Origin of the sequence: Burkholderia sp. BCC1644 (genome assembly GCF_902833225.1) — a bacterium.
Lineage (GTDB): Bacteria > Pseudomonadota > Gammaproteobacteria > Burkholderiales > Burkholderiaceae > Burkholderia.
The window spans coordinates 1-18725 of the sequence record NZ_CADFEI010000012.1; the positions used below are offsets into that span (position 1 = coordinate 1).

The following is an 18725-nucleotide window of genomic DNA, read 5'->3' on the forward strand; positions in this document are numbered from 1 at the left end:
AGCTCCTTGCGGCCGTAGCCGACGTTCACGCACCACAGGCCGGCCATCCCGTCGATCACCTTGTTGCCTTCCGAATCCCACAGGTAGACGCCGTCGGCCTTCACGATCACGCGGCTGCCGGCGCGATTCAGCGCGCCCATGTCCGAGAACGGGTGGATGTGGTGCGCGGCGTCGAGCGCGCGGTATTCGGCGGTCGTGCGAGCCTGTGCCGCGCGCGGCGCGGCGGCCGGCGCGGCCGGCTGGATCCAGGCAGATTCGTTGCGGTAAGTCATGTTTCCTCCGTGATTCCGTATTCGGTTGTGCGCGCGCTCAAACGTGCAGCAGCAGATGGCGGCGTTCCCACGAGCTGATCACGCGGAAGAACGCTTCGTATTCGGTTTCCTTCAGCGCGAAATACGCCTTCAGGAACTTGTGGCCGAGGATCTCGCCGAGCGGTTCGCACGCGGCCATCAGCGTCAGACCTTCCTCGAGGTTGCGCGGCAACTGGTACGGCAGGTCGTAGCCGTCGCTGACGAGCGGCTCGGTCGGCTCCAGGCGCTGCGTCATGCCGAGGTAGCCGGCCGCGAGCGTCGCGGCGAGCGCGAGGTACGGGTTGCAGTCGACGCCCGGGATGCGGTTCTCGATGCGGCGTGCCGACGGGCCCGAGTGCGGGATGCGGAAGCCGACCGTGCGGTTGTCGTAGCCCCACTGCACGTTGATCGGCGCGGCCATGAAGCGCGACAGGCGGCGGTACGAGTTGATGTACGGCGCGAAGATCGGCATCAGCGCCGGCGTGTACTTCTGCAGCCCCGCGAGGTAGTTGTAGAACATCGACGTCGCGCCGCCGGTTTCCTGCGACGTGAACAGGTTCTGGCCCGTTTCCTCGTCGACGATGCTCTGGTGCACGTGCATCGCCGAACCCGGTTCGTCTTCCATCGGCTTGGCCATGAACGTCGCGTACATGTTGTGACGCAGCGCGGCCTCGCGCACCGTGCGCTTGAACAGGAACACCTGGTCGGCCAGCGACAGCGCGTCGCCGTGCATGAAGTTGATCTCCATTTGCGCGGCGCCGACTTCGTGGATCAGCGTGTCGATGTCGAGGTTCTGTGCTTCGCAGTACTCGTAGATGTCCTCGAACAGCGGGTCGAACTCGTTGACGGCCTCGATCGAATACGACTGGCGGCCCGTTTCGGGGCGGCCCGTGCGGCCGACCGGCGGACGCAGCGGCAGGTCCGGGTCCTTGTTCATGTCGACGAGGTAGAACTCGAGTTCCGGCGCGACGACGGGCTTCCAGCCCTTCGCCTTGTACAGGTCGAGCACGCGGCGCAGCACGTAGCGCGGCGAGATCTCGACCGGCGAGCCGTCGAAGTGCACGCAATCGTGGATCACCTGCGCGGTCGGGTCGATGGCCCACGGGATCAGGCGGATCGTCGATTCGTCGGGCACGCACACCATGTCGGGGTCGGTCACGCCGGTGAGCGAGCCGTCTTCCGGATATTCGCCGGTGACGGTCTGCACCATCACGGCTTGCGGCAGGCGCATCGATTCGCCGGAGGTGAATTTGTTGCGCGGCGTGATCTTGCCGCGCGCGATGCCGGCCATGTCGGGAATGATCGCCTCGACTTCGGTGATCCGGTGTTGTTTCAGAAAGCTTTCGATGTCTTGCATGTCTGTTCTCGTTGGTTTGGGTCGGCGCGCTCAGGCGAGCGCTGCGGCGGCCATGGCGCGCGTGCGGGCAGTGCGGCGGGCGCGGCAGGCCTCGCCGAAGGCGCGGAAGATCGCGCTCGACAGCGGGTCCTGCGCATGGCGCCATTCGGGGTGCCACTGCACGGCGAGTGCGAAAGCCGGTGCGTCGACGACGCTCACGGCCTCGATCAGGCCATCCGGCGCGACGGCTTCGACGGCGAGGCCGGAGCCGAGCTGCGCGATGCCCTGCTTGTGCAGCGAGTTCACGAGCACTTCGTCGCGGCCGCCGGCGAGTGCGTGCAGCTTGCCGCCGGGCGTCAGGCGCACGACGTGCGCGGGGCCGTATTGCGTGTCCATCGGCGCGTCGTCGTCCTCGCGGTGATCGGCGAGGCCCGGCACTTCATGCACGCGCTGGTGCAGCGTGCCGCCGCAGACGACGTTCAGCTCCTGGAAGCCGCGGCAGACGGCAAGCACGGGCACGCCCGCGGCGATCGCCGCGCGCAGCAGCGGCAACGTCGTCGCATCGCGTGCCGGGTCGTGCTTCGTGCCGGGCGCGCTCGGTTCGCCGCCATACAGGTGCGGCTCGACGTTCGAGTAGCTGCCGGTAAACAGCAGCCCGTCGACCGTGGCGAGCACGTCGTCGACCGACTGGCGCTCGCCGAGCGCAGGCAGCACCATCGCGAGCGCGTGCGCGCCGTCGACGATCGCGGCGACGTATTTGTCGCCGATCGTGTGCGACGCGTGTGCGCCGATTTGCGTGAGGTCGGCGGTGAGGCCGACGAGGGGTTTCCTTTCCATGACGTCAATCAGTTATCCAGAGGGTTGTTGCGTGCATCTCGCCGGACGGCGCGAAACGCAGGCGTGCAACAGCCCCGCAGCCTGGCGCAAAGCGCAAGGCCGCTGGTGAATGGGCGCAACGGGATGGCGTGGCGATCCGCGCTGCGCGCGACGATCAGGCCGTCGTTCGTTTCATTGCGACACGCGACGCGGCAACGAATGCGCGAACGCGTTCCGTCACCGCACGGACCATGCGGTTGGCGAATCAGCAGACGAAACGAACGACGTTAAGAAAGGAGAGGCGCTATGGCAGCAGCGACGCCACTTCGTCGGTATCGACGGCGACGAATGCGCGTGCGGATACGGCGTTGTGGCGCCGAACGGAACGACGGGACAGGATGGTGTAGATCGACAGATGCTGCAGGCGAGGACTATGCCAGCCGCAACTGCCATCGGAAGGGGATGCCGCGCTGCGCGAACTTCGCGCCACGCTTCGATCCCACCTCACCAGAGGGCCACGGACTCTCACGATTACACTCGACTGGGTTGTTGAAAGTATTGAACACCCGATCTTCTCGACGCGCTGGGCGTTTAAAATAATCAAGGCGCCGGTTATGCGTCATTTACATTGATGGGCATCAATTTTTGCGTTGCAATAACGCTTTTTGCTGCCTGTGAAAACTAAATGACGCTGACCTGAGAGCCAGCATATACGAGCCAAAAACGGCGTCAAATGTTTTTTAACGGTCCTGCATCAGGGCTTTCCCGAGCAGTGCGAACAAAAGATTCGCAAACGGAATAGTCGGCGAGGTGTTCATTATTTCGAACGCCTTTCAGGGTTTTCCCCGCTGATCTGCGGCATAAAGTGATTAGAATATTCAACGGCTGTCCACTGCGTCGTTTCACTTTGTCACCGCACTTATCGTGTCCGAAACCGAATCGATGTCCACCGAAGTCGCCGAGCGCCTGCGCTTCGTGCGCAACAAGCATGGCCTGTCGCAGCGCGAACTCGCGAAGCGGGCCGGCGTGACCAACGGCACGATCTCGCTGATCGAACAGGGCCGCGTGAGCCCGTCGGTCGGCTCGCTGAAGAAGTTGCTCGAATGCATACCGATGAGTCTTGCGGAGTTCTTCACGTTCGAACTCGTCGAGTCGCGCTCGGTCGTCTCGCGTCGTGACGAGATGCCGAACCTCGGCAACGACACGCTCGCGTTTCATCTGGTGGGCGCGAGCGTGAAGGACCGCAACATGTGCATCCTGCGCGAGGTCTATCAGCCGCACGCCGACACGGGGCCCGAGATGCTCGTGCACGCGGGGCACGAGGGCGGTGTCGTCGTGTCGGGCCGGCTCGAGCTGACCGTCGACGGCGCGACGTGGCTGCTCGACCCCGGAGACGGCTACTACTTCGAAAGCCGTTTGCCGCACCGTTTTCGCAATCCCAGCGCGGAACTGATCTGCGAGGTCGTCTCGGCCAATTCGCCGGCAACCTTCTGACCGCGCGTCACCCCATTCGCTGACGGCCGGCCGCGCGCCAGGCGCGCGGCGTGCCGCATCGCGAATGTCACAACATTGAGGCATCCTGATGAACAAGTTGACTTTGGCTGACTGGCAGGACAAGGCGGCGTCGCTCAAGATCGATGGGCGCGCATTCATCGACGGCGCGTCGCGCGACGCGCATGGCGGCAAGACGTTCGACTGCGTGAGCCCGATCGACGGCCGCGTGCTGGCGAAGGTCGCCGAGTGCGGCGAAGCCGACGTGAACGCAGCGGTCGCGGCTGCACGCCGCGCGTTCGACGCAGGCGTATGGGCCGGCCTGAACCCGCGTGCGCGCAAGGCCGTGCTGCTGCGCTGGGCCGCGCTGATGCGCGAGCATCTCGACGAACTGTCGTTGCTCGAGACGCTCGATGCGGGCAAGCCGATCGGTGACACGACGACGGTCGACGTGCCGGGCGCCGCGTACTGCGTCGAATGGTTCGCGGAAGCGATCGACAAGGTCGGCGGCGAGGTCGCGCCGGCCGATCATCATCTGGTCGGGCTCGTCACGCGCGAGCCGGTCGGCGTGGTCGCGGCCGTCGTGCCGTGGAACTTCCCGATCCTGATGGCCGCGTGGAAATTCGGCCCCGCGCTCGCGGCCGGCAACAGCGTCGTGCTGAAGCCGTCGGAGAAATCGCCGCTGACCGCGATCCGCGTCGCGCAGCTCGCGTTCGAAGCCGGCATCCCGGCCGGCGTGTTCAACGTCGTGCCGGGCGCGGGCGAACCGGGCAAGCTGCTCGCGCTGCATCGCGACGTGGACTGCATCGCGTTCACGGGCTCGACGGCCGTCGGCAAGCTGATCATGCAGTACGCCGCGCAGTCGAACCTGAAGCGCGCATGGCTCGAACTCGGCGGCAAGTCGCCGAACATCGTGCTGCCCGATTGCCCCGATCTCGACCGTGCCGCGCAAACGGCGGCCGGCGCGATCTTCTACAACATGGGCGAGATGTGCACGGCCGGTTCGCGGCTGCTCGTGCATCGCGACATCAAGGACGCCTTCATCGAGAAGCTCGTGGCGGCCGCGCGCGCGTACGTGCCGGGCAATCCGCTCGACCCGTCGGTGTCGATGGGCGCGATCGTCGACGGCGTCCAGCTCGAGCGCGTGCTCGGTTACATCGAGGCGGGGCGCAGCGAAGGCAGGCTCGTCACGGGCGGTGCGCGCGTGAAGGAGGAGACGGGCGGCTTCTACGTCGAGCCGACGGTGTTCGAGGTGAAACCCGATGCGAAGATCGCGCGCGAGGAGATCTTCGGGCCCGTGCTGTCGGTGATCGTGTTCGACGATGTCGACGAAGCGGTGCGGATCGCGAACGATACCGAATACGGGCTGGCCGCGGCCGTGTGGACGTCGAACCTGACGACCGCGCACGACGTGTCGCGCCGGTTGCGCGCGGGGACGGTGTGGGTGAACTGCTACGACGAGGGGGGCGACATGAACTTCCCGTTCGGCGGCTACAAGCAGTCGGGCAACGGCCGCGACAAGTCGCTGCACGCGCTCGAGAAATACACCGAGCTGAAGTCGACGCTGATCCGGCTGCGCTGACGCGCGGCCAAGCAAGGGCGCATCGCCGTTCGGCGGTGCGCCCGCCCTCCCGGGCGCGCGTCAGGCGGTGCGCAGCGCGGGGTGGAAGCCAGCGGCTTCGATGATCGACTGCACGCGTTCGGCGCCTTGCGCCGATTCGACCTTGACGCGCTTTGCCGCGACGTCGATGTCGAGCTTCGCGGCGGGATCGGCCGCCGTCACCGCGCGCGTGATTGCATTGGCGCAGCCGCCGCAGGTCATGTCCTGGACTTCGAATTCCATCGTGTTCTCCTGAGTTGACGATTGACGAACACCGTCAGCATGAAGTTTGCCATGGTGGGAAGGTCAAGCGTTGTGTGCAGGATAGTGTGCGGCCGATGACGCGTCAGGCGGTGGTCGGACGAATCGGTGTGCCGCCGTGCGTGCCGGTCGGTGTTTGGCCCGATTGACCGTTGCCGCGCGGCGTCGGGCATCGGGAAAAACCTTTCGGGACAACGTGCTGCGAAACGATGTGAAGCATTATTTCCATGGTGGCAACGCGGGCATTCGATGTGGAAATGCGAATCGCTCTTACTATCGATTCCCCTCAAGATCCGTTCTCCGTTTCCGACCATGAATCGTTTTGCTTTCGGCTTCGCGCTGGCCCTGCTGGGCGCATCGGCAACGTCCGCATTCGCTGCCGACGACGTCGTCAACCTGACCCTGAAGGACCACAAGTTTTCGCCCGATGGCGTGACGATTCCCGCCGGCAAGAAGGTGAAATTCGTCGTGAAGAACCTCGACGCGACGCCCGCGGAATTCGAGAGCGACGACTTCAAGGCGGAGAAGGTCATTCCCGCCGGCAAGTCGGCCGAGATCCTGGTCGGGCCGTTGAAGGCCGGGACCTACGAGTTCCACGACGAGTATCACGAAGCGCAGTCGAAGACGCACCTGACCGTCAAGTAAGCGGATACCGACATGCTGTCGACTGCCCTGATCGTTTTTCGTGAAGTGCTCGAGGCCGCGTTGGTGGTCTCGATCGTGATGGCCGCCACGAAGGGCGTGCCGCGCCGCGGCTGGTGGGTGAGCGGCGGGCTGGTCGGCGGCGTGATCGGCGCCGGCCTGATCGCGGCGTTCGCCGACGTGATCTCGCAGTGGGCGTCCGGCATGGGGCAGGAAGTCTTCAACGCGGGCGTGATGTTCGTCGCGACGCTGATGCTCGCGTGGCACTGCATCTGGATGAGCCGGCACGGCCGCGAGATGGCGCTGCACATGGGCGAAGTCGGCCGGGCCGTTGCAGCCGGCAGCCGGCCGCTGACGGGCCTCGCCATCGTGGTCGGTGTCGCGGTGTTGCGCGAAGGCTCCGAGGCCGTGCTGTTCCTCTACGGGATCGCGGCCGGCGATCCGGGGCAGACGCCGCAGATGATCGCCGGCGGGCTGCTCGGCGTGCTCGGCGGCGCCGGGCTCGGCTACGCGATGTATGCGGGCCTGCTGCAGATTCCGTTGAAGCGCCTGTTCTCCGTCACCAACGCGCTGATCGTGCTGCTCGCGGCAGGCATGGCGAGCCAGTGCGTCGGCTTCCTGCTGGCCGCGGGGCTCGTGCCGTCGTGGGGCGATGCGATCTGGGACACGTCGTGGCTGCTCAAGGAATCGAGCATCGTCGGCAAGGCACTGCATACGCTGATCGGCTATACCGCGCGTCCGGCGGGCATCCAGATCGCCGCTTACGTCGCGACGCTGGTGTCGATCCTCGTGCTGACCCGGCTCGTCGGCCGGCCGCAGGAGACGTTGAGACCGCCACGGGCCACCGCCTGAATATCCGGGTTCGAATGCAAGAAGGGGCGTCGATGACGCCCCTTCTTGCATGTGCGATTCGCGATCGGTCCGTGCGCGCTGGCGCGGCGGGATCAGCGGTGGTTATCGATCCAGGCGCGCGCCCATTCGAGCCCCGCATTGCGCGCGTCGTCTTCGGTGTCGAATACGCCGAGCACACCGGACGCTTCGACGAGCCGGTTGTTCTGTGTGATCGTGCCGCTCGCCGCGAAGCGATCGGGCTGCATGATCTCGTCCTGCTGCAGGATCGCGTGGCCCCAGATCTGGTAGCCGTGATAGGTCTGCGCTTCCATTATCGAGTCACCTCCGCGGAGCGGCCGTGCGTGCCGACCTGCAGCACGTTGCCGTCCGGCGTGTATTGACGCGGGATGTTCGAGAAGTTTAACGCGTGCGTCTCGTCGGCGCCGGCAGGGTGCATCACCGTGAGACGGCCCGGCGCAGGCTGCGCGACGGGGCGCGGTGCGGCCGGCGTTTCAGTCGCGGTTGCGGCCGGGTGATGCGAACCGGCTTTCACGGCTTGCGCGACACGGCGCTTGTGCGGTTTCGCGGCGGATTTCGGCGTGACGCTCGCGTGTTTCTCCGCGCTCTTGCCGGTACGCGCGTCGGCGCCCGTGCGTGCGGCCGGCGTACGGGCATCCGGCATACGGGCGTCCGGCGTGCGGGCCGCCGGATGTCGCGCCTCGGGCGGGTTCCAGACCTCGACGTAATGCTCGGCGGCCCAGCCCGTCGACGCGAACGTCAGTGCCAGTAAACCGCATCCAATCAGTCTTGCCATTGTCTCTCCGTCTGTCTCGTCGGCGCGCCGTGCTGGCCGCGCCTAGCCGGCCGCGCCGACTGGCGTCCTGCCTTACTCCACCGTCACCGATTTCGCGAGGTTCCGCGGCTTGTCGACGTCGGTGCCGCGCGCGCATGCGGTGTGATACGCGAGCAGCTGCAGCGGCACGACGTGGAGGATCGGCGACAGTTGCCCGTAGTGCTCCGGCATCCGGATCACGTGGAGGCCGTCGTCGTTGACGATCTGCGTATCGGCATCGGCGAACACGTACAGCTCGCCGCCGCGCGCACGCACTTCCTGCATGTTCGACTTCAGCTTCTCGAGCAGCGTGTCGTTCGGCGCGACCGTGACGACCGGCATCGCTTCCGTGACGAGCGCGAGCGGCCCGTGCTTCAGTTCGCCGGCCGGATAGGCCTCGGCGTGGATGTACGAGATTTCCTTCAGCTTCAGCGCGCCTTCCAGCGCGATCGGGTAGTGCAGCCCGCGGCCGAGGAACAGCGCATTTTCCTTGCGCGCGAATTCCTCCGACCACGCGATGATCTGCGGCTCGAGCGCGAGCACGCTGTTCAACGCGGCCGGCAGGTGGCGCAGCTGCTTCAGGAATTCGGCTTCCTGCGCGGCGTCGACGTGCCCGCGCAGCTTGCCGAGCGTCGCGGCCAGCACGAACAACGCGACCAGCTGCGTCGTGAACGCCTTCGTCGACGCGACGCCGATCTCGGTGCCCGCATGCGTCAGGAACTGCATTTCGGTCAGGCGCACCATCGCGCTCGTCGCGACGTTGCAGACCGCGAGCGTATGCGCGTGGCCGAGCGACTGCGCATGCTTGAGCGCCGCGAGCGTATCGGCCGTCTCGCCCGACTGCGAGATCACGAGCACGAGCTGGCGCGGGTTCGGCACCGATTCGCGGTAGCGGTACTCGCTCGCGATCTCGACCTGGGTCGGGATTTTCGCGATCGATTCGAGCCAGTATTTCGCGGTGAGGCCCGAGTAGTAGCTCGTGCCGCACGCGAGGATCAGCAGGCTGTCGATCTCCGCGAACGCGGCGGGTGCGGCGTCGCCGAACAGCGTCGCGTCGAAGGCTTCCGTCTGCGGCACGGTATCGCTGATCGCGCGCGGCTGTTCGAAGATTTCCTTCTGCATGAAGTGGCGATACGGGCCGAGCTCGACCGCGCCGCCGTACGCGCTGACCACGCGGATCTCGCGCTGCACGGTAGCGCCGTGGCGATCGACGATCGTCACGCCGTCGAGCGACAGTTCGCACATGTCGCCTTCCTCGAGGAACGTGAAGCGGTCGGTGCTGCCCGCGAGCGCGAGCGCATCGGATGCGAGGAAATTCTCGCCGTCGCCATGGCCGACGACGAGCGGCGAACCCTGGCGCGCGCCGACGACGGTATGCGGCTGGTCCTTGTGGATCACGGCGATCGCGTACGCGCCATGCAACTGATGCACGGCTTCGCGCACGGCGTCGAACAGGTTGCCGCGATACAGGCTGTGCACGAGGTGGGCAATCACCTCGGTGTCGGTCTGCGACACGAATTCGTAGCCCTTCGCGCGCAGCGCTTCGCGCAGCGTCTCGAAGTTCTCGATGATGCCGTTGTGGACGAGCGCGAGCGCGTTCGACGAGAAGATCGGGTGCGCGTTGTGCGTGACGGGCGCGCCGTGCGTGGCCCAGCGCGTGTGCGCGATGCCCGTCGTGCCTTCGAGGTGCGACTCGCGCACCTGCGTGTCGAGATCGGCGACGCGCGCGACGCTGCGCGCGCGCTTCGGTGCGCCCGGCTCGAGCACGGCGACGCCGCACGAGTCGTAGCCACGGTATTCGAGGCGCCGCAATCCTTCGATCAGCACCGGAACGATATTACGCTGCGCAACTGCGCCGACAATGCCGCACATGAATGGTCAATCCTGTAAGTCGACGCGGGCGCCGCCGGGGCGCCCGCAAAAGGTTCAGCTCTTCTTCTTGACCGGGCGGACGTAGCCGCTCTTCGCGGTCTGGGTCTTCTCGTTCAATGCGAGCACGCCGTCGGCCACGTCCTTCCAGATCGTCGTGCCGGCGGCGATCGTCACGCCGCGGCCGACGCGCACGGGCGCGACGAGCTGCGTGTCGGAGCCGACGAACACGTCGTCCTCGATCACGGTGCGGAACTTGTTCGCGCCGTCGTAGTTGCAGGTGATCGTGCCCGCGCCGATGTTCACGCGCGCGCCGATGTCGGCGTCGCCGATGTACGTGAGGTGGTTCGCCTTCGAGCCGTGGCCGATCACCGCGTTCTTCACCTCGACGAAGTTGCCGACGTGCGCTTCGTCCGCGAGCTGCGCGCCGGGGCGCAGCCGTGCGTACGGGCCGATCACGGTGTGCGCGCCGAGCTCGGCGCCGTCGATGTGCGTGAACGCGTCGATGCGCGTGCCCGCGCCGACCGACGCGTTGCGGATCACGCAGTTCGCGCCGATCGTCACGTTGTCGGCGAGCGTCACGTTGCCTTCGAACACGCAGTTCACGTCGATCGACACGTCGCGGCCGCAGCGCAGCGTGCCGCGCACGTCGAGGCGCGCCGGATCGGCGAGCGTGACGCCGTCGACGAGCAGCGCGTCGGCGATATTGCGCTGGTGGATGCGCTCGAGCTCGGCGAGCTGCGCCTTGCTGTTCACGCCGAGCGTTTCCCATTCCTCGTCGGGCTGCGCGGTGACGACCTCGAAGCCGGCCTCGATCGCGAGTTCGACGACGTCGGTCAGGTAGTACTCGCCCTGCGCGTTCTCGTTCTTCAGCGCGCCGAGCCACATCGACAGCTGGGCCGTCGGCGTGACGATGATGCCCGTGTTGATCTCGGCGATCTTCAGCTCGTCCGGCGATGCGTCCTTCTGCTCGACGATGCGCGTGACGAAGCCCGATGCATCGCGCACGATGCGGCCATAGCCGGTCGGATCGTCGAGCGTGACGGTCAGAATCCCGTAGCGGCCCTCGCGCGCGGCATCGACGAGACGCTGCAGCGTCGCCGCGCGCGTGAGCGGCACGTCGCCGTACAGCACGAGCGTCGGTTGCGCGGGATCGAGGAGCGGCAGCGCCTGGCGCACCGCGTGGCCGGTGCCGAGCTGCTCGGCCTGCACCGCGAACTGGACATCGGGCGCGGCGACGGCGGCCTCGACCTGCTCGGCGCCGTGACCGACGACGACGACCAGCCGGGACGGCTGCAGCGTGCGCGCGGTGTCGATGACGTGGGAGAGGAGCGGCCTGCCGGCCAGGGGGTGAAGCACTTTCGGCAGCGCGGAACGCATGCGCTTGCCGGTGCCTGCCGCCAAAATCACGATATTCATGGCGCCAGCTTGTCAGAGGAGTTCGAAGCCGTCCATTTTAGCATGCGGCCCCCGCCGTTCCGGGCCTGTCGCGGCGGGGCGACAGCGCCGGAAAAGGGGCCGCGGGCCCTTGTTCCGGCGGGGTTCGGGCCCTGCTTACAGGTCGTCGAACTGGACGATCGAAATCGGCTGGGCGGCGCCCGGCGCGGCGGTGTCGTCGCCCGATGCGCACGGTTCCTCGTCGAACGCGATGTCGCCTTGCGGATCCGCTTCGCCCGTCGCGCGCAGCGACTGGAACGGGTACAGCGTGGTGTCCATCAGGTGCGACGGCACGACCTTCGCGAGCGCGTTGAACATGTTCTCGACGCGGCCCGGGAAGCGCTTGTCCCAGTCGCGGATCAGCGCCTTCATTTCCGCGCGCTTCAGGTTCGGCTGGCTGCCGCACAGGTTGCACGGGATGATCGGGAATTCGCGCAGCTCCGCGTATTTCTCGAGATCGGTTTCCTTCACGTACGCGAGCGGGCGGATCACGATGTTCTTGCCGTCGTCCGACTGCAGCTTCGGCGGCATCCCCTTCAGCTTGCCGCCGTAGAACATGTTGAGCAGCAGCGTCTGCACGATGTCGTCGCGGTGGTGGCCGAGCGCGATCTTGGTCGCGCCGAGCTCGCCGGCCACGCGGTACAGGATCCCGCGGCGCAGCCGCGAGCACAGCGAGCAGGTCGTCTTGCCTTCGGGCACGAGCCGCTTGACGATGCTGTAGGTGTCCTGGTTCTCGATGTGGAACGGCACGCCGACCTGCTTCAGGTACTCGGGCAGCACGTGCTCGGGGAAGCCCGGCTGCTTCTGGTCGAGGTTCACCGCGACGATGTCGAAGTCGATCGGCGCGCGCTCGCGCAGGCGCAGCAGCACGTCGAGCATCGCGTAGCTGTCCTTGCCGCCCGACAGGCACACCATCACCTTGTCGCCTTGCTCGATCATGTTGTAGTCGCCGATCGCCTGGCCGACCTGGCGCACGATCCGCTTGTACAGCTTGTTGTTCTCGTACGCTTCCTTCTGCTCGCGGCGCGTCAGCGCCTGGCGGCCGGCCGGGGCGGCGTCGTCGAGGGTGGCGGCATCGGCCGCCGTGTCATTCATGTGGGGGGCGTTCATGCGCGCTCCTCGTCCTTGATGCGAAAGACTTCGACGCCGACGGCGTCGCAGTCCGGATAGGCGTCCGGTTTCTCGGTACAGACGCGTACCGCGCGCACGGCAGCGTGCGCCAGCAGGTGCGCGGCGATCGCGTCGCACAGCGTTTCCTGCAGGTGGATGTGGCCGCGCGCCACGCATTGCGCGACGCTCTGCTTCATCAGGTCGTAGTCGACGACTTCATGCAGCCGGTCGTCGACGGGGGTGGACAGCGCGAGCGGCACGAACAGGTCGACGTTGATGACGACGCGCTGCTCGCCGCGCTTCTCGTGTTCGAAGGCCCCGATGTTGATGTGCACCTCGTAGTCGCGCAGGTAGAGCCTGCGGCAATCCGCGAGGCGGGGGTGCAGGAGAGCGGAAAACATGGTCGTCCCAGTCAAATTGGCGTGCGCGCACGCAAAGCGGCGCGGGCGGCGGCAGTCAGGCCGCGCGATCCGCGCAGTTCATTCATTCGGGCCGGCGGCGGGCGGCACGAGGTGCTCGCCGCCGTCGACGGTCAGCGTCGCGCCCGTGACGCCGGGCGCGCTCGCGAGATAGCAGGCGGCCGCCGCGATGTCGTCCGCGTGCGGCGCGTGGCCGCGCACGAGCGCCGCGACCCGCACCTTCGGCGCGAGCGCCACCGCCAGCGCCGACGTCGCGCGGTTCAGCGCGGCCTGCATCAGCGCGTGCGACAGCTGCGCCGGTGCCGGGTGAAACAGGGCCTGATCCAGCACGTGGATCGCGCACGCGCGCAGCGCTTCGTACTCGCGCGCGGCGTCGGGTGTTGCATCGGCGAGCGCGCGGGCCAGCGCGAGCGGCGCCGTCACGTTGCGCGCGAGCGCGCCGGCGAGCGACGCGGCGTCGACCGTCTGCGCGTCGTCGTCGCCCGCGCTGGCGCTGACGAACACCGCGCACGCGGGCCGCCCGAGCGCTTCGCCGCACGCGGCGACGAGCGCGGCCGCATCGGCTTCCAGGGCCAGATCGGCGTCGAGCACGGCCGCGCGGCGGCCGAGCGCCGCGACTTCGGCGACGAGCGCATCGGCAGCCGCGCGCGGCGCGCCTTGGCTGCGCTGCAGCGCGACGTCCCAGCCGCGGCGGGCGAAACCCGTCGCGAGCGCACGGCCGATCGACGCGGCGTCGGCCGCGCTGCCCAGGGCGCCCGTGACGAGCACCACGCGCGGGGTCGACGTATCGGCTGAAACGGTCATTTACAATGCCGGGATGAACCCGAAAGCTCACGAACCCGCTAGTTTACCTGCTCCCGGCCCTGACGCGCTCGCGCAGTCCGAAACCCTTGCCGCGCAACTGCGCGACGAGATCGCGGCGGCCGGCGGCTGGCTGCCGTTCGACCGCTTCATGGAGCGCGCGCTGTATGCGCCGGGCCTCGGCTATTACAGCGGCGGCGCACGCAAGTTCGGGCGCCGCGCCGACGACGGCAGCGACTTCGTCACCGCGCCCGAATTGTCGCCGTTGTTCGCGCAGACGCTCGCGCAACCGGTCGCGGAAGCGCTCGCGGCGAGCGATACGCGCCGCGTGATGGAATTCGGCGCCGGCACGGGCAAGCTCGCGGCCGGGCTGCTCGCCGCGCTCGACGCGCAGGGCGTCGAACTCGACGAATACCTGATCGTCGACCTGTCCGGCGAGCTGCGCGAACGGCAGCGTGACACGATCGAGGCCGCCGCGCCGGCGCTCGCCGCGAAGGTACGCTGGCTCGACGCGCTGCCCGAACGGTTCGACGGCGTCGTGGTCGGCAACGAGGTGCTCGATGCGATGCCCGTGCGGCTGTTCGCGAAGGCGGGCGGCGCATGGCAAGAGCGCGGCGTCGCGCTCGACGCGCGCCAGGCGTTCGTGTTCGACGATCGCCCCGCCGCGCCGGCCGGCCTGCCGCCGGTGCTCGCGGGTCTCGACGATGCGCACGACGGCTACGTGACCGAGACGCACGAGGCCGCGCTGGCGTTCACGCGCACCGTCTGCACGATGCTCGGGCGCGGCGCGGTGCTGCTGGTCGACTACGGCTTTCCGGCGCACGAGTACTACCATCCGCAGCGCGACCGCGGCACGCTGATGTGCCACTACCGTCACCATGCACACGACGACCCGTTCCTGTACCCGGGGCTGCAGGACATCACCGCGCACGTCGAATTCACCGGCATCTACGACGCGGCTGTCGCGACCGGCGCCGACCTGCTCGGCTACACGTCGCAGGCGCGCTTCCTGCTGAACGCGGGCATCACCGACGCGCTGGCCGCGATCGATCCGTCCGACATCCACGCGTTCCTGCCGGCCGCGAACGCGGTGCAGAAGCTGATCTCGGAAGCCGAGATGGGCGAACTGTTCAAGGTGATCGCGTTTTCGCGCGGCATCGACGGCACGCTCGACGCGTTCGCACGCGGCGACCGCTCGCACGCACTCTGACGGGAGCCCCGCATGCTGCGCTGGCTGTTGACGACGTTCATCGCGGTGATGATCCTGACGCGCTGCTGGCCGTGGCTCGGCAAGCTCGGCATCGGGCGGATGCCGGGCGACGTCACGCTGACGCTCGGCGGGCGGCGCTACCCGTTCCCGTTCATGTCGACGCTGGTGCTGACGATGCTGCTGTCGATGGTGGCGCGGCTGCTCTGAGCCGCGCCGAAAAGGGGGGGCGTTACAGCTCGATCTCGCCGAGGATCCGGTGCGCGAGCGCCTTCGCCTCGTCGAACGCTTCTTCCTCGCTGGGGCTCGTCGAGTGGACGTCGTAACGCGTGTTCTCGGTGTCGTCCCCGTCGTCGCGCGCGAGGATCACGTAACCCTGGAACTGCCCGTTGCCCGCATGCTGGGTATGCGCCTTGGCCGTGTAGATGCCTTTCGTGAACGTGTTCGTGTCCATCGTGCTCTCCCGCAAAAGGACACTTCATCGTAGCACTGCGGCGCAGCATGTACAGCGCCGCTTATCGGTGACCGAACAGTGTCCGGTCACCGTCTTTCCCTCAGCGTTCGATCAGCGCGACGACCTCGTCGAGCGTCGGCGCATGCGCGCCCGTATGCCGGCACGCGGCGGCGCCGGCCGCCAGCGCGAACACGAGATGCTCGCGCCACGTGCGCTGCGGCGCGGCCATCAGGCTGAACAGCATGCCGCCGATCGACGCATCGCCCGCGCCGACGGTGTCGGCCACCTCGACGCGCGGCGGGCTGGCCTCGTGCTCGTCGCCGTCCGCGTAGAGCGTTGCCGCCTGCGCGCCGCGCGTGACGAGCACGGCCGCGCGCGGGTTCAGCGCACGCACCGCCGCGATCGCGTCGGGACCGTCGCCGCCGAACAGGTGCCGCAGGTCTTCGTCGGACACCTTGATCAGGTCGGCGAGCGCGGCCATTTTCTCCAGCGTCGGCCGGTATGCGGCCGTCATCAGGTTCCGCACGTTCGGATCGAAGCTGATCTTCACGCCGCGCGCGTGCAGGTCGGCCGCGAGCGCGGCCAGCGTGCCCGCGAGCGGTTCGCGCACGAGGCTGATGCAGCCGAAATGCGCCCATTTCACGTGGTCGGTCCAGCCGGCCGGCAGCCGCGCGGGATCGAACGCGAGATCGGCGCTCGCTTCGCCGATGAAGAAGTACGCGGGCGGGCGCGTCTCGTGGACGATCGCGAGCAGCGGCGGCCGTGCGACGCGCTGCAGGAAACGCAGGTCGAGCCCGGCCGCTTCGCTCGTGCGCCACAGTTCGTCGGAGAAGCAGTCTTCGCCGATCGAACCCGCGAGCGCGCTCGGCACACCGAGCCGCGCGACCGCACGCGCGACGTTCCAGCCGGCGCCGCCCGGCACCGAGGTCCATTGCGCATCGCCCGCGCGCACCATGTCGGTCAGGATGTCGCCCGCCGACACGAAAGCCGGAAACGTGCCGCCGCTCATTGCGTCGGCTCGCTGCGCGCGGTGCGCGCGAGGGTCGCGAGCACGTCGTAGCACGCGCCCATCGTGTGATAGTCGGTCTTGCCGGCCGGGCTCTTCTCGTCGCTGTACTTGCGGTTGTCGCAGGTGAGGATCCGGTACCACGCGCCGTAGCGGTGATCGACGAAATGCGCCCAGCTGTAGCGCCAGATCTCGTCGTACCAGTCCCAGAAGCGCTCGCTGCCGGTGCGCGCGCCGAGCATCGCGGCCGCCGCGAAGGTTTCCGCCTGCACCCAGAAGTACTTGTTGTGGTCGCAGATCGTGAAGTCGGGGCCGAAGCCGTAGTACAGGCCGCCGTGATCGGCGTCCCATGCGTGCGTGAGCGCGGCGTCGAACAGCTCGGCCGCGCGCGGCACGAGCCAGTCGAGCGGGCGGTGCCGCTCGAGGATCAGCAGCAGCTTCGCCCATTCGGTCTGGTGCCCGGGCTGGAAACCCCACGGGCGAAAAATGTTCGAGCTGTCTTCCTTGTTGTAGTCCCAGTCGACCGACCAGTCCGCATGGTAGTGCTCCCACACGAGCCCGCCCGACAGCGCGGCCTGGCGCTGCGTGATGTGGGACGCGAGCTTTTCCGCGCGATCGAGGTACGTCAGGTGACCGGTCGCCTCGTAGGCGGCGAGCAGCGCCTCGGTCATGTGCATGTTCGCGTTCTGGCCGCGGTACGACGACACGATCCAGTTCGGCGTCGCGTCGTCCGCATACAGGCCCGCCGCCGCATCCCAGAAACGGTGCTCGGCCAGCTCGTAGGTCGCCGCGATCAGCGGGCGCGCCTCGTCGATGCCGGCCATCGTCGCGTGCGAGGCCGCGAGCAGCACGAACGCGAGCCCGTAGCAGTGGCGCGTGCCGTCGAGCGTCTCGCGCTTCGCACCGTCGCGCCAGTCGAGTTCCCAGTCGTAGCCCTGCAGTTCGGCATCCCAGTGCGCGTCGCGCAGGAAGCGCAGCCCGTGGCGCGCGTATTCCAGGTGGCGCGGATCGCCGAAATGCCGGTACGCCATCGCGTAGTTGAAGACGAACCGGCAGCTGCTGACGAGGTGGCGCGACGTGCGGTTGTAGATGCTGCCGTCGTCGCGGAAGTAATGGTAGAAGCCGCCCGTCGGATCGAACGCGTTGGTCGCGTAGAAGCGCAGCGTGTCCTCGATGTGCGACAGCAGGAACGACGGATCGCGGAAGCTCGCGACGAACGGTGCGGCTTGCGTGTGGGCGGCCGGCGCGGCCGTGCAGGGTTGGACCGGGGGCATGTTCATGATTCGTTGGCCATTGCGGTATCGAGTGCCGGAGAGGCGGCGGGCTGGCTGCTGGCCCGCACGATCAGCTCGACGGGCAGGGAGATCTCGGTGCGCTCGGGCGAGTCGGCGAGCAGCAGCTCGACGCCGCGGCGGCCGAGCGCTTCCTTGTCGACCGCGAGCGTCGTGAGCGGCGGGCTCGCGTGCGCGGCGGCCGGGATGTTGTCGAAGCCGACGATCGCGATGTCGTCCGGAATCCGCAGGCCGCGCGCGGTGCACACGCGCTGCGCGGCGAGCGCGGCCGCGTCGTTGTACGCGAACACGGCTTCGGGGCGCGGGCCCGGTGCGTCGAGCAACTGCTCCATCGCACGCGCGGCGCCCGTGTCGGGGTCGAGCCCCGCGTCGATCGTCACTTCGTAGGCGGGATCGAACAGTCGCCCGGCTTCGAAGAACGCGCGCCGGTAACCGATCGCGCGCTGCGCGATGCTGTAGTGCGCGGGCGAGCCGCCGATGAACGCGATCCGCGTGCGGCCGGTGGCGAGCAGGTGGCGCATCGCGAGCGCGGCGCCCGTCGCGTTGTCGATGTTCACCGAACGCAGCCCGGGCGCCCACAGGTCGATCAGCACGAGCGGCCGGCCGGTCGCGGCCAGCGCCTCGATCGTCTCGGGCTCGATGAAGCCGGCGACCGCGATCGCGTCGGGCGCGTGCGGGCGCATCTGGCGCAGCACGTCGTCGTTCGGGCCGACCGTCAGCAGCGTCGGCACGATGCCGCGCTCGCGGCATGCGTCCTCGACGCCGTGCAGCACGTGAGAGAAGAACGGGCTGGCGGGAAAGCGGTTGTGCTGGCGGTGCAGCAGGAAGGTGAGCCGGCGGATGCGCGGCCGCAACTGGGCGGGATCGTAGCCGAGCTGCTGCGCGATCTCGACGATGCGCGCACGCGTGGCTTCGGACAGGCCCGGCTGGTTCTTCAGCGCACGGGAGACGGTGCCGATCGAGACCTCGGCCGCCCGCGCCACATCGCGAATGGTCGTACCCATCGTTTGTTCGGGGTCCGGTTTGTTTAG

21 protein-coding genes and 1 pseudogene are annotated in these 18725 nt (G+C 68.0%); 6 read left to right on the plus strand and 16 right to left on the minus strand.

Annotated elements, in window-relative coordinates:
• The 4 genes and pseudogenes from HWX87_RS23275 to HWX87_RS38080 form a co-directional block, all read right to left on the minus strand.
• Positions 1–272, minus strand: a pseudogene (locus tag HWX87_RS23275) (aspartate aminotransferase family protein); the annotation flags it as partial.
• Positions 273–309: 37 nt separating this feature from the next.
• Positions 310–1647, minus strand: a complete 1338-nt coding sequence (locus HWX87_RS23280) for a glutamine synthetase family protein (protein WP_166962644.1) — start codon at positions 1645–1647, stop codon at positions 310–312.
• 30 nt (positions 1648–1677) lie between these two features.
• The gene (locus HWX87_RS23285) at positions 1678–2463 is read right to left on the minus strand and encodes a gamma-glutamyl-gamma-aminobutyrate hydrolase family protein (protein WP_176049482.1); all 786 of its coding nucleotides are present in this window, start codon (positions 2461–2463) and stop codon (positions 1678–1680) included.
• A 283-nt stretch (positions 2464–2746) separates the two neighbouring features.
• A complete protein-coding gene (locus HWX87_RS38080; RefSeq protein ID WP_072437498.1) occupies positions 2747–2971 on the minus strand; it encodes a hypothetical protein in 225 nt (74 codons plus the stop codon).
• Between the two features lie 413 nt (positions 2972–3384).
• Here HWX87_RS38080 and HWX87_RS23290 point away from each other — a divergent pair, with 413 nt between their 5' ends.
• Together HWX87_RS23290 and HWX87_RS23295 are read left to right on the plus strand one after the other, a co-directional pair.
• A complete protein-coding gene (locus HWX87_RS23290; RefSeq protein WP_176049483.1) occupies positions 3385–3936 on the plus strand; it encodes a cupin domain-containing protein in 552 nt (183 codons plus the stop codon).
• An 88-nt stretch (positions 3937–4024) separates the two neighbouring features.
• Positions 4025–5515 (plus strand): aldehyde dehydrogenase, encoded by a 1491-nt coding sequence (locus HWX87_RS23295; RefSeq protein WP_176049484.1) that lies wholly within the window; start codon positions 4025–4027, stop codon positions 5513–5515.
• 60 nt (positions 5516–5575) lie between these two features.
• Here the strand turns inward: HWX87_RS23295 and HWX87_RS23300 are convergent, their stop codons facing one another.
• A complete protein-coding gene (locus HWX87_RS23300) occupies positions 5576–5776 on the minus strand; it encodes a heavy-metal-associated domain-containing protein (protein ID WP_128842478.1) in 201 nt (66 codons plus the stop codon).
• Between the two features lie 330 nt (positions 5777–6106).
• Between HWX87_RS23300 and HWX87_RS23305 the strand changes: the two genes are divergently transcribed.
• Together HWX87_RS23305 and HWX87_RS23310 are read left to right on the plus strand one after the other, a co-directional pair.
• A complete protein-coding gene (locus HWX87_RS23305) occupies positions 6107–6439 on the plus strand; it encodes a cupredoxin domain-containing protein (RefSeq protein WP_176049485.1) in 333 nt (110 codons plus the stop codon).
• Between the two features lie 12 nt (positions 6440–6451).
• Positions 6452–7288 (plus strand): FTR1 family protein, encoded by an 837-nt coding sequence (locus tag HWX87_RS23310; RefSeq protein ID WP_176049486.1) that lies wholly within the window; start codon positions 6452–6454, stop codon positions 7286–7288.
• 92 nt (positions 7289–7380) lie between these two features.
• Here the strand turns inward: HWX87_RS23310 and HWX87_RS23315 are convergent, their stop codons facing one another.
• The 7 genes from HWX87_RS23315 to HWX87_RS23345 form a co-directional block, all read right to left on the minus strand.
• Positions 7381–7599, minus strand: a complete 219-nt coding sequence (locus HWX87_RS23315) for a hypothetical protein (protein WP_176049487.1) — start codon at positions 7597–7599, stop codon at positions 7381–7383.
• Positions 7599–8081, minus strand: a complete 483-nt coding sequence (locus tag HWX87_RS23320) for a hypothetical protein (protein WP_176049488.1) — start codon at positions 8079–8081, stop codon at positions 7599–7601. The genes HWX87_RS23315 and HWX87_RS23320 overlap by 1 nt, the downstream gene beginning before the upstream one ends.
• 72 nt (positions 8082–8153) lie before the next feature.
• Complete coding sequence (gene glmS, locus HWX87_RS23325) at positions 8154–9971, minus strand: glutamine--fructose-6-phosphate transaminase (isomerizing) (RefSeq protein ID WP_176049489.1); 1818 nt, start codon at positions 9969–9971, stop codon at positions 8154–8156.
• 54 nt (positions 9972–10025) lie between these two features.
• Complete coding sequence (gene glmU, locus HWX87_RS23330) at positions 10026–11387, minus strand: bifunctional UDP-N-acetylglucosamine diphosphorylase/glucosamine-1-phosphate N-acetyltransferase GlmU (RefSeq protein ID WP_176049490.1); 1362 nt, start codon at positions 11385–11387, stop codon at positions 10026–10028.
• 135 nt (positions 11388–11522) lie between these two features.
• Positions 11523–12515, minus strand: coding sequence for a tRNA 2-thiocytidine(32) synthetase TtcA (ttcA, locus tag HWX87_RS23335; protein ID WP_176049491.1), 993 nt, complete (start codon positions 12513–12515; stop codon positions 11523–11525).
• Positions 12512–12916 (minus strand): dihydroneopterin aldolase, encoded by a 405-nt coding sequence (locus tag HWX87_RS23340; protein ID WP_176049492.1) that lies wholly within the window; start codon positions 12914–12916, stop codon positions 12512–12514. Before HWX87_RS23340 ends, ttcA begins: the two co-directional genes overlap by 4 nt.
• Positions 12917–12994: 78 nt before the next feature.
• Positions 12995–13738 carry an SDR family oxidoreductase gene (locus tag HWX87_RS23345; RefSeq protein WP_176049493.1) on the minus strand — a complete coding sequence of 248 codons (744 nt, stop codon included), beginning with the start codon at positions 13736–13738 and terminating at the stop codon, positions 12995–12997.
• 13 nt (positions 13739–13751) lie between these two features.
• Here HWX87_RS23345 and HWX87_RS23350 point away from each other — a divergent pair, with 13 nt between their 5' ends.
• Together HWX87_RS23350 and HWX87_RS23355 are read left to right on the plus strand one after the other, a co-directional pair.
• Positions 13752–14945, plus strand: coding sequence for an SAM-dependent methyltransferase (locus HWX87_RS23350; RefSeq protein ID WP_176049494.1), 1194 nt, complete (start codon positions 13752–13754; stop codon positions 14943–14945).
• A gap of 12 nt (positions 14946–14957) precedes the next feature.
• Complete coding sequence (locus HWX87_RS23355) at positions 14958–15152, plus strand: DUF2905 domain-containing protein (RefSeq protein ID WP_006477606.1); 195 nt, start codon at positions 14958–14960, stop codon at positions 15150–15152.
• A gap of 22 nt (positions 15153–15174) precedes the next feature.
• Here the strand turns inward: HWX87_RS23355 and HWX87_RS23360 are convergent, their stop codons facing one another.
• The 4 genes from HWX87_RS23360 to HWX87_RS23375 form a co-directional block, all read right to left on the minus strand.
• Positions 15175–15396, minus strand: a complete 222-nt coding sequence (locus tag HWX87_RS23360) for a hypothetical protein (protein ID WP_011353424.1) — start codon at positions 15394–15396, stop codon at positions 15175–15177.
• A 100-nt stretch (positions 15397–15496) separates the two neighbouring features.
• Positions 15497–16405: a carbohydrate kinase gene (locus tag HWX87_RS23365; protein WP_176049495.1), complete on the minus strand. Its 909-nt coding sequence runs from the start codon at positions 16403–16405 to the stop codon at positions 15497–15499.
• A complete protein-coding gene (locus HWX87_RS23370) occupies positions 16402–17682 on the minus strand; it encodes an AGE family epimerase/isomerase (RefSeq protein WP_176049496.1) in 1281 nt (426 codons plus the stop codon). Before HWX87_RS23370 ends, HWX87_RS23365 begins: the two co-directional genes overlap by 4 nt.
• Positions 17679–18698, minus strand: coding sequence for a LacI family DNA-binding transcriptional regulator (locus tag HWX87_RS23375; RefSeq protein WP_176049497.1), 1020 nt, complete (start codon positions 18696–18698; stop codon positions 17679–17681). Before HWX87_RS23375 ends, HWX87_RS23370 begins: the two co-directional genes overlap by 4 nt.
• Positions 18699–18725 lie beyond the last annotated feature (27 nt).

Coding starts and splice junctions, on each gene's coding strand:
- HWX87_RS23345 (WP_176049493.1), bottom strand. CDS start 13,738: ATGACCGTTTCAGCCGATACGTCGACCCCGCGCGTGGTGCTCGTCACG.
- HWX87_RS23305 (WP_176049485.1), top strand. CDS start 6,107: ATGAATCGTTTTGCTTTCGGCTTCGCGCTGGCCCTGCTGGGCGCATCG.
- ttcA (WP_176049491.1), bottom strand. CDS start 12,515: ATGAACGCCCCCCACATGAATGACACGGCGGCCGATGCCGCCACCCTC.
- HWX87_RS23340 (WP_176049492.1), bottom strand. CDS start 12,916: ATGTTTTCCGCTCTCCTGCACCCCCGCCTCGCGGATTGCCGCAGGCTC.
- HWX87_RS23360 (WP_011353424.1), bottom strand. CDS start 15,396: ATGGACACGAACACGTTCACGAAAGGCATCTACACGGCCAAGGCGCAT.
- HWX87_RS23365 (WP_176049495.1), bottom strand. CDS start 16,405: ATGAGCGGCGGCACGTTTCCGGCTTTCGTGTCGGCGGGCGACATCCTG.
- glmS (WP_176049489.1), bottom strand. CDS start 9,971: ATGTGCGGCATTGTCGGCGCAGTTGCGCAGCGTAATATCGTTCCGGTG.
- HWX87_RS23290 (WP_176049483.1), top strand. CDS start 3,385: ATGTCCACCGAAGTCGCCGAGCGCCTGCGCTTCGTGCGCAACAAGCAT.
- HWX87_RS23375 (WP_176049497.1), bottom strand. CDS start 18,698: ATGGGTACGACCATTCGCGATGTGGCGCGGGCGGCCGAGGTCTCGATC.
- HWX87_RS23310 (WP_176049486.1), top strand. CDS start 6,452: ATGCTGTCGACTGCCCTGATCGTTTTTCGTGAAGTGCTCGAGGCCGCG.
- glmU (WP_176049490.1), bottom strand. CDS start 11,387: ATGAATATCGTGATTTTGGCGGCAGGCACCGGCAAGCGCATGCGTTCC.
- HWX87_RS23355 (WP_006477606.1), top strand. CDS start 14,958: ATGCTGCGCTGGCTGTTGACGACGTTCATCGCGGTGATGATCCTGACG.
- HWX87_RS23280 (WP_166962644.1), bottom strand. CDS start 1,647: ATGCAAGACATCGAAAGCTTTCTGAAACAACACCGGATCACCGAAGTC.
- HWX87_RS23370 (WP_176049496.1), bottom strand. CDS start 17,682: ATGAACATGCCCCCGGTCCAACCCTGCACGGCCGCGCCGGCCGCCCAC.
- HWX87_RS23350 (WP_176049494.1), top strand. CDS start 13,752: ATGAACCCGAAAGCTCACGAACCCGCTAGTTTACCTGCTCCCGGCCCT.
- HWX87_RS23300 (WP_128842478.1), bottom strand. CDS start 5,776: ATGGAATTCGAAGTCCAGGACATGACCTGCGGCGGCTGCGCCAATGCA.
- HWX87_RS23320 (WP_176049488.1), bottom strand. CDS start 8,081: ATGGCAAGACTGATTGGATGCGGTTTACTGGCACTGACGTTCGCGTCG.
- HWX87_RS23295 (WP_176049484.1), top strand. CDS start 4,025: ATGAACAAGTTGACTTTGGCTGACTGGCAGGACAAGGCGGCGTCGCTC.
- HWX87_RS23285 (WP_176049482.1), bottom strand. CDS start 2,463: ATGGAAAGGAAACCCCTCGTCGGCCTCACCGCCGACCTCACGCAAATC.
- HWX87_RS23315 (WP_176049487.1), bottom strand. CDS start 7,599: ATGGAAGCGCAGACCTATCACGGCTACCAGATCTGGGGCCACGCGATC.